This window comes from Bradyrhizobium sp. USDA 4354 (genome assembly GCF_054060315.1).
On sequence record NZ_JBSSDC010000001.1, the window covers coordinates 2,199,832 to 2,211,990 of the forward strand.

12 protein-coding genes are annotated in these 12,159 nt (G+C 62.8%); 4 read left to right on the forward strand and 8 right to left on the reverse strand.

All coding sequences use genetic code 11. The annotated features are described in order from the left end of the window. Positions 1-121 precede the first annotated feature (121 nt). Both ACVIIV_RS10285 and mepA read right to left on the reverse strand, forming a co-directional pair. Positions 122-1,168, reverse strand: a complete 1,047-nt coding sequence (locus tag ACVIIV_RS10285) for an IS110 family RNA-guided transposase (RefSeq protein WP_456743055.1) — start codon at positions 1,166-1,168, stop codon at positions 122-124. A 220-nt stretch (positions 1,169-1,388) separates the two neighbouring features. After that, positions 1,389-2,333, reverse strand: a complete 945-nt coding sequence (mepA, locus tag ACVIIV_RS10290; protein WP_456744086.1) for a penicillin-insensitive murein endopeptidase — start codon at positions 2,331-2,333, stop codon at positions 1,389-1,391. A gap of 447 nt (positions 2,334-2,780) precedes the next feature. On the opposite strand from mepA, the gene ACVIIV_RS10295 reads away from it, so the two are divergent. Next, entirely contained in the window at positions 2,781-4,949 is a 2,169-nt protein-coding gene (locus tag ACVIIV_RS10295; RefSeq protein ID WP_456744087.1) for a putative bifunctional diguanylate cyclase/phosphodiesterase, read from the forward strand. A 74-nt stretch (positions 4,950-5,023) separates the two neighbouring features. Here ACVIIV_RS10295 and ACVIIV_RS10300 read toward each other — a convergent pair whose 3' ends face one another. Continuing rightward, positions 5,024-5,272, reverse strand: coding sequence for a hypothetical protein (locus ACVIIV_RS10300; protein WP_456744088.1), 249 nt, complete (start codon positions 5,270-5,272; stop codon positions 5,024-5,026). 190 nt (positions 5,273-5,462) lie between these two features. Here ACVIIV_RS10300 and ACVIIV_RS10305 point away from each other — a divergent pair, with 190 nt between their 5' ends. The 3 genes from ACVIIV_RS10305 to ACVIIV_RS10315 all read left to right on the forward strand — a co-directional run bounded on the left by ACVIIV_RS10305 (position 5,463) and on the right by ACVIIV_RS10315 (position 7,027). Continuing rightward, positions 5,463-6,095: a Spy/CpxP family protein refolding chaperone gene (locus tag ACVIIV_RS10305; RefSeq protein ID WP_456744089.1), complete on the forward strand. Its 633-nt coding sequence runs from the start codon at positions 5,463-5,465 to the stop codon at positions 6,093-6,095. A gap of 72 nt (positions 6,096-6,167) precedes the next feature. Continuing rightward, positions 6,168-6,374, forward strand: a complete 207-nt coding sequence (locus ACVIIV_RS10310; RefSeq protein ID WP_456744090.1) for a DUF2933 domain-containing protein — start codon at positions 6,168-6,170, stop codon at positions 6,372-6,374. Then, on the forward strand, positions 6,374-7,027 hold the full coding sequence (locus ACVIIV_RS10315) for a methyltransferase family protein (protein ID WP_456744091.1): 654 nt from the start codon (positions 6,374-6,376) through the stop codon (positions 7,025-7,027). Before ACVIIV_RS10310 ends, ACVIIV_RS10315 begins: the two co-directional genes overlap by 1 nt. 774 nt (positions 7,028-7,801) lie before the next feature. Here the strand turns inward: ACVIIV_RS10315 and ACVIIV_RS10320 are convergent. The 5 genes from ACVIIV_RS10320 to ACVIIV_RS10340 form a co-directional block, all read right to left on the reverse strand. Continuing rightward, entirely contained in the window at positions 7,802-8,017 is a 216-nt protein-coding gene (locus ACVIIV_RS10320) for a hypothetical protein (RefSeq protein WP_456744092.1), read from the reverse strand. A 291-nt stretch (positions 8,018-8,308) separates the two neighbouring features. Next, the gene (locus ACVIIV_RS10325; protein WP_456744093.1) at positions 8,309-10,303 is read right to left on the reverse strand and encodes a protein-L-isoaspartate(D-aspartate) O-methyltransferase; all 1,995 of its coding nucleotides are present in this window, start codon (positions 10,301-10,303) and stop codon (positions 8,309-8,311) included. Positions 10,304-10,452: 149 nt separating this feature from the next. Further along, positions 10,453-11,394, reverse strand: coding sequence for a complex I NDUFA9 subunit family protein (locus ACVIIV_RS10330; protein ID WP_456744094.1), 942 nt, complete (start codon positions 11,392-11,394; stop codon positions 10,453-10,455). A 168-nt stretch (positions 11,395-11,562) separates the two neighbouring features. Continuing rightward, positions 11,563-11,796, reverse strand: coding sequence for a hypothetical protein (locus ACVIIV_RS10335; RefSeq protein ID WP_456744095.1), 234 nt, complete (start codon positions 11,794-11,796; stop codon positions 11,563-11,565). Positions 11,797-11,806: 10 nt separating this feature from the next. Beyond that, the gene (locus ACVIIV_RS10340) at positions 11,807-12,109 is read right to left on the reverse strand and encodes a plasmid stabilization protein (RefSeq protein WP_456744096.1); all 303 of its coding nucleotides are present in this window, start codon (positions 12,107-12,109) and stop codon (positions 11,807-11,809) included. Between the last annotated feature and the right edge of the window lie 50 nt (positions 12,110-12,159).

Below are 12,159 nucleotides of genomic sequence, written 5' to 3' on the forward strand. Positions count from 1 at the left end.
ATCGGCCAATGGGTCCCACGGATTTGCTCGCATCATCGGTCGATCGATCGCACCATCTCCTCTGCTCTTGCAGCTCCGGTTCGGCCGGTGGGTGAACCCGCCGGTCGGCCGAATCTCTCAACTACGCGGCGGCTGCCGTTTGGTCGGCTCGGGCATCCAGCCGCGCGCTGTCATATTCCTGTCCAGTCGTCATCAGCTTCCAGGCGATGCGGGCCATCTTGTTGGCGAGTGCCACCGCAGCAAGCTTCGGTGTCTTGCGCTTCAAGAGCTCGACGAGCCAATGCGGGCCAGAGCCTTTCGCTGTCGCTTGCTTGACCACCGAGGTCGCTCCGACCACCAGCAGCTGACGCAATCTCTCATCGCCGGCGCGGGTAATCTTGCCGAGCCTGGTCTTGCCGGCGGTGGAATGGTCCTTTGGGGTCAGACCGAGCCAGGCTGCGAACAGCCGGCCCGAGCGGAAGGCGTGCGGATCTGGCGCCTTCATGACCAGCGCTGCGGCGGTGACCGGACCAATCCCCGGGATCTGCGCTAGGCGCCGGCTCAAGGCATCGGCGCGATGCCAGGCCAGCAGCTTGGCCTCGACCGCCTTCAGCTCGACTTGCACCTGGTCATATTGGCGAGCGAGCAACGCAAACAGCTCGCGAGCCAGCGCTGGAACGCGATCGTCCTGTTTGATCGCCGCCAGGAACGCAGCGAGCTTGTCCAGCCCCTTGGCTGCGATCAAACCGAACTCCGCCGCATGACCGCGGATCGTATTGGAGAGCTGGGTGCGACGCGCGACCAATTGCTCGCGTACGCCCAGCAGCATCAGCGCTGCCTGCTGTTCGGCCGTCTTCACCGGAACATAGCGCATCCGCGGCCGGCTCGCCGCCTCACACAGTCCCTCCGCATCGCGCCCGTCGTTCTTGTTGCGCGGCACGTACGGCTTGACCAGTTGCGGCGCGATCAGCTTGACCGTGTGCCCGAGCCTGCCAAGCTCCCGCGCCAGGTAGTGCGCGGCCCCGCAAGCCTCGATCACAATCACCGTCGGCGGCAGCTTGGCAAAGAACTCCAGCATCGCCTTGCGGCTGAGCCGTTTGCGCAGCACCATCTGCTCTGACGCATCAACGCCATGGAGTTGAAAAATATACTTCGACGTATCCATCCCAATGCGGATAATCTGGCTCACGGACGGCTCCTGTGAATGAGTGTGTGACAACCTCATTCTGGCACAACTGATGCCGTAGGGGGCCGTCCACACCATCAGCCACAGGCGGGTGTGGTTACGGGGGACTCGGAGTGGCCTGCTTCGCGTAGCAAATTCTCCCTGTGATTATGGGTCCCGGATCGGCGCGCGCTTGGGCGCGCTTGTCCGGGACGACAGCGCTGGGGTGAGGCGGCAGCGTATCCTACGGCTTGGCGTCGCCTGCGTGCAGCACCGCCTTGCAGGCCGCCGGCATCTGCGCCAGCGTCATCGGCGGCTTCGGCTTTGGCGGCTCCGGCGGCGGCTTGGGGTGCAGCACCGCGTCGGAGAACCAATAGGCGAGGTCGGCAGGCTTGCAGCCTTCGTCCTCGGCCTGTGACGGCTGGCCCTCGCATTCGCCGGCGCCGGCCGGACAGCGCATGCGGATGTGGAAGTGGTAGTCGTGGCCCCACCACGGCCGGATCTTCGACAGCCACGCGCGATCGCCCTTGGCCTCGCGGCACAACGCTTTCTTGATCGCGGCGTTGACGAAGATGCGCTGCACGGCGGGCTCACGTGCCGCATCGCGCAGCACCAGCACATGGCCCGGCGTGAACACCCTGGGGTCGACGTCGAGCCGGTCCGGGCGCACCATCATCACCGCCGACATGTCCTCGCGCTCCTCGCGCGAGAGCCGGCGGACCGGCATCGGCGTCAGCCAGATGTCGGCGTCGAGGCCGATCTGGTGGCTGGCATGGCCTGACAGCGCCGGCCCGCCGCGCGGCTGGGCGATGTCGCCGACCAGGATGCCGGGCCAACCCGCGTCCTTGTGCGCCTTCGCGGCCAGCCGCTTGATCAGCGCGATCATGTCGGGGTGACCGTAGCTGCGGTTGCGCGACAGCCGCATCACCTGCCAATGGTCACCGTTGATCGGAATCTGCTCCGCGCCGCCGATGCAGCCCTTGGTGTAGGAGCCGATGACATGGGCCGATCCCTTCGACGGCAGCAGCTTTCGCGCGAACAGCTCCTTGGCGGCGAGATCGGGATCGTTCGGATTGGCGAGCGCCGCCAACGGCTTCGGGTTGATGCTGCCCTTGTCCTGGGCCAGCGCGCCGCTGGCGCTCAGGCACGCGAACGAGAGCAGGAGGAGGGTGATGCCGCGGCGACTCATGCTGACGTCCTTATAGCCCAATGCTTCATCAGGGTTAAGGATGAGACTTTGAGCCGGCTACCGGTACGATCTCGCCCAAATCGCGCCCCAAGCTGCCGTTTCTTAACGGTGCGATAACCGTATCCTGCATTGACTAAAATTCGTGCGCGGCGTGAGGAAAATCTGCAGCTCGCATGCAATCGCGCGCGATTTCGGAACTGATTCAAGCGCGCGCGCAATTTTGCGCCAGATCGATCATTGATTGCGGCGCTGGACTCAGTCTGACGGCGCGTGCCGCCGATAGCCGCGCCGCGCAAACAGGCAGCAAGGTCCGCCGCGCGCGGACCGCAACCGGGCAAGATTACTTTTTTTTCAGACACTTGCCTCAAAACTTGCGGCCGCTGGGCGCGACTGGGACGAGTGAAGTTGAGTTTGGGGTCTCGAAAAACAAAAAAGCGAAAGCAAAGCATGCTTGCCCGCGCCGGCCAAAAGGCGCGCAAGCCGCGCTGCGCGCGCGCGCCGCGTGCTCTTTCCGAACGCGACGAAATCCTGCGCAGCCGTGCCGAGGCGGAAGCCGCGATCGCGGAAGCGCACAAATCCCATGAGCGCCTGCGCCAGGCCATCGATATCCTGCCGCAGGGCATCGTGTTTCTCGATGCCGAAGGCCGCTACGTGCTCTGGAACAGGAAATACGCCGAGATCTACAGCAAGACCGCCGATCTGTTCGAGGAAGGCGCACGCCTTGAAGACACGCTGCGCATCGGCGTTGCCCGCGGCGACTATCCCGAGGCCATTGGCAACGAGGACGAGTGGATCGCCGAGCGGCTGCAAAAGCTCTATCAGCCCGGCGCTCGCCACGAGCAGAAGCTGTCGGACGGCCGCGTCATCCTGATCGACGAGCGCTTGACCGATGACGGCGGCGTCGTCGGCCTGCGCGTCGACATCACCGAATTGAAGCAGCGCGAGGCTTCGTTCCGCCTGCTGTTCGACGGCAATCCCGTGCCCATGATCGTCTGCGCGCTGGACGACGAGCGCATCATCGCCGTCAACGATGCCGCGGTCGCGCATTACGGCTACAGCCGGGCCGAGTTCGAGCGACTGAAGATCCGCTCCTTGCAAGCCTTCGACAGCGAGCCGCCCTGGACCGCCGATCGCTCCAGCGAGGAGCAGGCCGGCCGCACCTGGAAGCACGTCAAGGCCGACGGCGCGCTGATCGACCTTGCGATCTATTCCCGCGAATTGACCTATGCCGAGCGGCCCGCGGTGCTGCTCGCGCTGATGGACATCACCGAGCGCAAGCGCGCCGAGGCGCGGCTCGCCTTCATGGCCCAGCATGACGGGCTGACCGGCCTGCCCAATCGCGGCCTGCTGCGGCAGCAGATGGACGAGATGCTGCTGCACACGCGGCGCAGCGCCGAGAAGGTCGCGCTGCTGATCCTCGGGCTCGACAATTTCAAGGCGGTCAACGACACGCTGGGGCATGCGGTCGGCGACAAGCTGCTGCGCGGCGTCGCCAAGCGGCTGCGCTCCACCTTGCGCGAAGAGGACGCGCTGGCACGGCTCAATTCCGACGAGTTCGCGGTTCTGCAGAGCGGGCTGACGCGCCCCGAGGACGCGGTGATGCTGGCCAAGCGCCTCCTGGAGGCCATTGCCGATCCCTATCTGCTCGACGGCCATTCCGTCGTGATCGGCGCCTCGATCGGCATCGCGATGGTGCCGGGCGATGGCGATGAGTCCGAGAAGCTGCTCAAGAGCGCCGACATGGCGCTGTCGCGTGCCAAGCTGGACGCGCGCGGCACCTTCGCCTTCTTCGAGGCCGCGCTCGATGCGAAAGCGCAGAGCCGCCGGAAGATCGAGGTCGAGCTGCGCGACGCGATCCAGAACGACGTGCTGCGTCCCTATTACCAGCCGCTGATCGACCTCCAGAGCGGCCGCATCACCGGCTTCGAGGCGTTGGTGCGCTGGCCGCATGCCGAGCGCGGCATGGTCTCGCCGGCCGAGTTCATTCCGGTCGCCGAGGACACCGGCCTGATCAATCCGCTCGGCGGGCTGATGCTGCGCCGGGCCTGCCTCGATGCGGCGGCCTGGCCCGACGGCGTCCGCGTCGCCGTCAACCTGTCGCCGCTCCAGTTCCGCAGCGGCAACCTGCTCTCGATGGTGACGGACGCGCTGAAATATTCCGGCCTGCCGCCGCGGCGGCTCGAGCTCGAGATCACCGAGACGCTGCTCTTGGAGAAGAGCGCGCAGGTGCTGGCGACGCTGCACGCGCTGCGCGCGCTCGGGGTGCGCATCTCGATGGACGATTTCGGCACCGGCTATTCCAGCCTCAGCTATCTGCGCAGCTTTCCCTTCGACAAGATCAAGATCGACCAGTCCTTCGTGCGCGATTTAGCGGCCAACCGCGAGGCGCAGGCGATCATCCGCTCCATCGTCAGCCTCGGCAAAGGCCTTGGCGTCACCATCACCGCAGAAGGCGTCGAAACCGAAGCCGAGCTGAGCTGCCTTCGCGCCGAAGGCTGCCATGAGGGCCAGGGCTTTCTGTTCAGCAAGGCCCGTCCGAACGCGGAGATCATCGGCCTGCTGGCGGCGCAACGCGGTATCGACGGCAACGGCGAGGACGCCGCGCTGGTGGCGTGAGCTGATACTGACGTAAGGCACGCGCCACTCTCTCGGGTAACCTCTCCCGCATGCGGAGAGGTCGCGCCGGAGGCTTACTTGGTCTTGTCACCCATGTGGTGAGGCGTCGAGGTGCTTGGTCCGCCCGTGTAGTGGTGACCGCCCGAACCAGCCTTCGACGAACTGCCCGTCGTTTCCTTCTTGCCCATGTGGTGAGGGACCTCGGTCTTCGGTCCGCCACTATAGTGATGACCGTTCCTTTCCTTGTCGGTGGTTTGAGCCATCGCGGGGACGGCAAGCAGGGAGATGATGCCAATCGTGGCGAGGAGCTTCTTGGTGCTCATGCTCCGTCCTCCAGGTTGAGAAGGATTCACAATAGGGCTCGCCGGCACGTCAGCTTTGAGGAATCGCAAGGAATGAGCCCGTCATGGCCGCCGCGGCGGCTCAGTTGACATGGGTCAAGTCGAATTCGGCGGGCGGTCCCCACAATCGCCGCGAACGCGAAACCTCGGGAGAGACACCATGCGACATCCGATGCTTGCGACGGCCCTGCTGCTCACGTTCCTCGGCACCCCCGCCCTGGCGCAATCGCCTGCCGAGCACCAGGGCCATCATCCCGATCAGAAGGACGCTCCTGCGGCCAGTCCGGCCACGCCGCCGGAGGCGCCGCGCAGCACGGCCCCGTCTCAGGGCAAGATGGGCGGCGGCATGATGAACATGATGGGCGGCAACATGCAGATGCCCGACATGATGCGGATGATGGGCATGATGCGTCAGTCCGGCGGTGACTGCGTGGGCGGAATGGAAACGATCGATCATATCGAAGGGCGGATCGCGTTTCTGCGGGTCGAGCTCAGAATCGCCGACGCTCAGGCATCCGCCTGGAATGGGTTCGCCGACGCGCTACGCGCGAATGCCAAGGCCCTCGGAGAGCTCCGCAGGTTGATGGCCGGATCCGAGACCTTGGTGGATCGGCTGATCTGGCAGGAAAAATGGCTGTCGGCGCGGTTGGAGACCACCCGCGCGATGAGGTCTGCGCTCACAACCCTCGTCGGCACCCTCTCCGACGAGCAGAAGAAGAGCGCCGACGAATTGCTCGCGCCCAATATGGGAATGATGCCGATGATGCAGGGGCGGATGGGCGCCATGCCGATGCAAGGCAAGTGAGGACCCTGCCGGGACCTTGATGTGAATCAACCATGATGATGGCCGCGCCGCTAGGAGCGCCCGCAAGCGGGCATGTCCACCAAGGCCAAGGCAGGCCTGGTCCTGATCGGATTCCTGGCCATCGCCGGCGCGCTGCTGTTCACCGAACATCGAGCCCACGTGCTCGGGCTCCTGGTCTGGCTGCCCCTCCTCGCCTGTCCGCTCATGCACATTTTCATGCATGGCGGGCACGGCCACCATCACGACAGCGGCCGGCCGAACGATCAAAGGAGCGTGTGATGCACGACGCTGCGCCGGCCTATGGTCTCTGGAGCCTCGTCATCGTCAATTCGGCGGTCTTCATCCTGTTCGCCTACAGCTTCTTCCAGCCGCAAACCTCGCGCGACTGGCGTTCCTTCGGCGCGTTCAGTGCGTTCTTGGTGGCGCTGTTCGTCGAGATGTACGGCTTCCCGCTCACCATCTACTTCCTGTCGGGCTGGTTGCAGTCGCGCTATCCGAACGTCGACTGGTTCTCGCATGATGCCGGCCACCTGCTCGAGATGGTGTTCGGCTGGAAGACAAATCCGCATGCCGGACCGTTCCACGTCCTGAGCTTCATGTTCATCGGTGCAGGGTTCCTTCTGATCGCCGCCGCCTGGAGGGTGCTGTACGACGCGCAGCAGACCCGCAGCCTCGCGACCACCGGGCCCTATAGCTACGTCCGGCATCCGCAATATGCCGGCTTCATCCTGGTGATGTTCGGCTTCCTGCTGCAATGGCCGACCATCCTCACATTGGCGATGTTTCCCGTCTTGACCGTCATGTACGTGAAGCTCGCGCGAGACGAGGAGCGGGACGCCAGGGCGGAGTTCGGCGAAGCCTATGCGAAGTACGCTGCCGACGTTCCGGGCTGGCATCGCAGACGCTGCTCATTTTCGTGGGCCTGGGCCTGATGAGCGCCCTGGCGATGTCGCTCGCCGCAATCGATCGCGGGTGCTTCCTGATCTCCGGCCGTTGTAATGCGAACATGAACGCGCAGGCAGGTGATCTATGTCGGCGGAGGTTAGCCGCTCGCCATCCGAAGCCGAGAGTTCGGTCCATGTCTGCTTTGGGGGGCCGGTCGGATATCGACCCCGGGCGCGCCACCCGTAAATTTCCCAAGTGCTAACCCCCAGCCGCAGCCGTTAAGTGGTGCAGGTCGTGGGGCGGCACCATGAAGACACCGAAGCCAAAGCAATGGGCCGAGCAGGAGGTTCGACGGCTGGTCGCGCTGGCCCGGCGGGGCGTTGGAGCATCGAAGATAGCCGCCGAACTGGGCCGCCACGCCGGATCAGTCCGGCGAATGGCGCAAACGAAGGGAATACTGTTGAAGAAGTAGCCACCGGGTAGGGCGCTGCCTGATGGACGACGCGCGCGGACGGGCCCTACAGCCCGAAGCCTCGGCCGATGTCCCGCACAAGACTGAACGCAGCCTCAGTATTGCGACCATAGAAGAGCGCTCGATCGAGCTGGGACAAGATGCCCATTCCGAATAGCGCGATAGCGATGCCTCTAAACATGGTTGTGGACCGGGCTTGAACGATGCTGTGAAAGTTCAAAACGGCCCCAGCCGCAGGATGGGGGTAACAGCCGGGGCCGGCATTCCCATTCCGATGTGCCGCAATCGGCGGCGGGCGGCACTCTTCAAGTTAGGCACACGGAAGCTAACAAACCGTTTTATTTCGCACTCACCCCGCGAGGGCCGCGGTCGGTTTCGTGATATCAGGCTCCCGATCAGGCGGCGAGCGAACCGCGCAACGCTCGACATGGTCGAGCGGCGCATCATTGGCCAAATGCTCCCAATACTCGGCTTCGGCGAGCAGCTTCCAGCTCCGATCAGGATGACGCGCGGCTGTCTGACGGCACAGCACCGCCATCGCGCGCAGGCGACCCGCAGTATCCATTTACTCCTCCCATTATTCTTGTTGATTTATTCTTGTTGATTGCACCCTATTTTCTTTTTTTGCGTCGGAGTCATTACGATTATGATCCAAAACTAATTTTCACTTTCAAAGCGCGATCCGACTTTCGTTACATCTTCGAATTGCATTTTCGAGCACAACCCGGTGCAATCCCGTAATCCAGAGCCTTAGGACGAGTAGAGCGACTTGTCCGCCGTAGCTCGAAGAGCGAAGGCGGAAGCGAAACCCACAAGCTTCATTCTTCCGAATGAGAACTCGCCGATATCCGCTCGATCAGAGTCCGAACGGATAGGTGTCTGGGACGGCGCCGCGACGATGCTCGGGACTCAGATGTGTCACCGCATGCGTCTCGTCAAACCACAGCAACGCGTCAAACTGTTGGGGCAGCGAGGCATCGGAATAATGGCTTTGCAGTTCGGTGTCCGGTCGATAGATCACGCCGATGAAGCGTTCCAGGCGCGGTTCGAGCAAGCGACGGCGAACAGCCTCCTCGCGGCGGAATTCAATCAAGCCGCGCGTCGCACCGGCATCGTGAAACAGCCGCTCACAACTGTCTGGGCGAGAGGGCCGAACCTGCATCACTTCCATCTCGGCGTCCCAATCTGAGGCGGCTGCCACCGTGCCGGTATGTGTGCTTAATCCGATTAGCGACGCCGCTTCGCCGAATTTCTCCCGACAGAGCTGGCCAATGTTGAGTTCATTGCGAACCGTGCCCATGCTGGTAAAACGTGCATCTCCGATATGGGAATTGTGCGCCCAGACCACGGCCTTGGATTGGGGACCATGTGCGTCAAGGATATGGCTTAGCGTCTCGAACATATGCGTATCCCGTAGATTCCAGGCCTCCGCGCCGCCGTAATACATGATCCGATAGTAGCGCTCCGCTGACGCGATCAACCGGGCGTTCTGCGCGGCATCCAGGAAACTGTCTGGATCGTCCGCCGCGTAGTCGAGCTGCTTCTTCAGAATATCCTGGCACTGCCGAACCACCTCCGCCTCGCATTTCCGGTAGCGCTCGGTCAGGACGGCGCGACCATAGGTCGAAGGCTCGCGCTGCCACGGCGTCAGGCAGCCGTAGCGTTCGCGCGCCACCGCTGCTGATTGAGGATCGATCTCATCGAGGTAAGTGAGAACGGCCGCGATCGAGTCGCGCATGTTGTAGATGTCGAGCCCGAAGAACCCGGCTCGATCGGTTGCCGGCATTCGTTCATTACGACTGTGCATCCAGTCAACGAAGGAGGCGACGTCCGTATTTCGCCACATCCAGGTCGGAAACCGTTCGAACGGGGTTTGGCTTAACGCCCCGCGGTGCGTTCGACCGCGAACGTACCGATCGATCGCTGCGGCGTCGGGCCAATCCGCTTCCACGGCGACGATCGTAAATCCGTGTTTTTCAACCAGCCGACGCGTGATCGCTGCGCGGGCCTGGTAGAACTCCGACGTACCGTGACTGGCTTCGCCCAGCAAGACGATGCGCGACTGTCCGAAACGATCGAACAGCACACCGAATGCAGGATCGTCGAAGGCAGGCAACGACTCGATGGTCGCACGGATCATGTCTGGCAGCGATCGCAACCGCGTGTGACCGGGGACATGGTTGCTGGCCGAGCGCGTGCCATCCTCGGCCCATCCTTGCTCGCCGATCAACGGCACGAAGCGGACGGCCCCGAAGGTCTCTTCATCGTAATCAGTCTGGTTCCGGCGCGTAATCCGGAGCAGCGATTGTTCGTCCGCGAAATTGCCGACGGGAATGACGAGGCGACCGCCAACGGCCAATTGACGCTTAAGCGTGTCAGGCACCGAGGGGCCGCCGGCAGCGACCAGGATCGCGTCGAATGGCGCCTCATCGGCCAAGCCGCGGGTGCCGTCGCCGGTGTGGACAATGCAATTCGCACATCCGAGCGCAACCAGCCGCTGCGCTGCGGTTCTGGCCAGGGCGCCATGTCGCTCGATCGTGTGAACCGTCTTAGCAAGCCGAGAGGCAATTGCGGCAGCATAGCCTGAGCCGGTACCGATCTCGAGCACCTTGTCCGTCGGCGTCAGTTCGGCCGCCTCGGTCATCAGCGCGACAATGTAGGGCTGCGAGATGGTCTGGTTGCTTGCGATCGGCAGGGCGCTGTCCTCGTAGGCAAATTCCTCAAAACCGGATTCCACGAACCGCTCCCGCGGGACCTGTCGCATAGCTTCCAACACGCGAGGATCACGGATACCACGGCGGGCGAGTTGAACGTCGACCATGCGGTCGCGAAGATCTGAAAAATCGCTCATGCGATCCGTCCATCGAAAATGCCGCTGCATAAGCCAATCAGGACGGACGAAACCAGTTCCTCCTTAATGGCTGGACCGCATCGCACGCGGCGGGACCGCTGGTTTCCCCCCGCACTGCAAAGAGAACGAATCGTACTGACCGGCCGCGCTCAAGAGCCGGTACGACCAACACTGTTCCGCAACATGGTCGGTACAACTTGTTCGACCGGTTGCGGCGGGATTCCAAGCTCGGAAAATCCTGGCATTCCCACCGACGCTGTGTTGTCGATCTGCATCAACTCCACCTGATTCCGTGTGATAGGTGGCCTTGGAAGCAGCTCCGAAATCCATCCCGCTACATGCCAAGCAGCAAATGGCACTGGAATGAGCATGGGGCTGCGGCCGGCTGCGTGCGCGACGGTTCTGAGAAGCTCTTCGTATGTGTAGATGCGAGGACCGGCGAATTCATACGTGATTGCGTTCGTTTCGGGTTTCAGAAGCGCTCTTGTGATCGCGTCGGCCACGTCGTCAACATAGGCCGGCTGCAATCTCGTCAATCCGCGGCCGAACATCGGATAGATCGGATATCGGCGGAGCAGCTTGAGGATGATGGTGAGAAACGCGTCATCCGGGCCGAACATTACTGCCGGGCGAACCAGCGTAGCCTCAGCGAATACCGCGCGGACAGCGAGTTCGCCTTCGCCACGCTTGCGAATATAGAGGGACGGCGAAGTGGCATCAGAGCCGATTCCGGAAACGTGGATAAGCCGCTTGACGCCAGCTCGATGTGCCTGGGCCGCCAATCGCCGGGCTGATTCCACATGCACGGAATGAAAAGTCTCCTCCCCGTGTTCCACGTAGAGACTGACCGTGTTGATGGCGCCGTATGCGCCATGAACAACAGCGGCAAGCGAACCCTCGTCGCGTAGATCGACGTTCACAGATTGGAGGCGTGGGTCGTCGTGACCAAAAAGCTGTCTGCCTCGTTCGGGATGTCTTGATGCAATGCGAACAAAAAATTCAGGCGTCCGGAGCAGGTGTCGAACGACGCGGCGGCCGAGAAATCCCGTTCCACCGAACACCGTAACAAGGCGATTATTTGCGGCCGCCATAGCACAAACTCGTACTGAGATCGTCTCAAGCAAGGCATGGCCAGCGGACAGGCCCGTCCGTCGTCTATTTCAGCGAGAGCGGCGCCTGGCAACGGCAGTCCGTTTCATCTCACTCTTCCCGAGTGCGCACCAAAATTCCTGAGGAAGGTGCGCGCGCGGGTCTATTTCTTACACACGGTCGCGGAGGTCAGTCACGCCTTCCTTCTGGGCGCAGTGGTCGCAGCAATAGTAGGTGCCGCTCTTTTCCAGGCCGTGCCCCACGATGCGCGTTCCACAATGCTTGCACATTGGCGCCAAGGCATGAATTGCGCACTCGAAGCTGTCGAACGTGTGCGCCTGGCCGTTCATCACCACCTGAAAAGTCTTGTCATAGTCATTGCCGCAGGTTTCGCATGTCGACATTGTGCCTCCTTCACGCCGCGCGGCGTTTGCGAGTTTGAGCAGCCTTCTTGGCTGACCTGGAACGTTCATCGGCCGGTCGGCTGGCTGACGCGTTTCCGCCAAGCCTGCCGCCCTTGCGTGACGGGGAAGTGTCTTCTTCGGTGCCTCTGCCGGACCCGCTCTTCTTGCCGCCATGGGTTTCTTTGTTGACGGTCGCCCAGGCCCGCCGTTCGGCTTCCTTTTCGGGAACACCTCGGGCTTCGTAGCCTTGCTCGATGTGTTCGGCCTGTCGCTTCTGCTTATCGGTGTAGCTGCGCTTGTCTCCGCGTGGCATCACGGCTCCCTCGACAAATATCGCTTTTTCCTGCTGCCCCTATTTGACGC

Bases quoted from the DNA above. Each gene is read 5' to 3' on its own strand.
- mepA (WP_456744086.1), bottom strand. From the start codon at position 2,333: ATGAGTCGCCGCGGCATCACCCTCCTCCTGCTCTCGTTCGCGTGCCTG.
- ACVIIV_RS10295 (WP_456744087.1), top strand. From the start codon at position 2,781: ATGCTTGCCCGCGCCGGCCAAAAGGCGCGCAAGCCGCGCTGCGCGCGC.
- ACVIIV_RS10300 (WP_456744088.1), bottom strand. From the start codon at position 5,272: ATGAGCACCAAGAAGCTCCTCGCCACGATTGGCATCATCTCCCTGCTT.
- ACVIIV_RS10305 (WP_456744089.1), top strand. From the start codon at position 5,463: ATGCTTGCGACGGCCCTGCTGCTCACGTTCCTCGGCACCCCCGCCCTG.
- ACVIIV_RS10310 (WP_456744090.1), top strand. From the start codon at position 6,168: ATGTCCACCAAGGCCAAGGCAGGCCTGGTCCTGATCGGATTCCTGGCC.
- ACVIIV_RS10315 (WP_456744091.1), top strand. From the start codon at position 6,374: ATGCACGACGCTGCGCCGGCCTATGGTCTCTGGAGCCTCGTCATCGTC.
- ACVIIV_RS10320 (WP_456744092.1), bottom strand. From the start codon at position 8,017: ATGGATACTGCGGGTCGCCTGCGCGCGATGGCGGTGCTGTGCCGTCAG.
- ACVIIV_RS10325 (WP_456744093.1), bottom strand. From the start codon at position 10,303: ATGAGCGATTTTTCAGATCTTCGCGACCGCATGGTCGACGTTCAACTC.
- ACVIIV_RS10330 (WP_456744094.1), bottom strand. From the start codon at position 11,394: ATGGCGGCCGCAAATAATCGCCTTGTTACGGTGTTCGGTGGAACGGGA.
- ACVIIV_RS10335 (WP_456744095.1), bottom strand. From the start codon at position 11,796: ATGTCGACATGCGAAACCTGCGGCAATGACTATGACAAGACTTTTCAG.
- ACVIIV_RS10340 (WP_456744096.1), bottom strand. From the start codon at position 12,109: ATGCCACGCGGAGACAAGCGCAGCTACACCGATAAGCAGAAGCGACAG.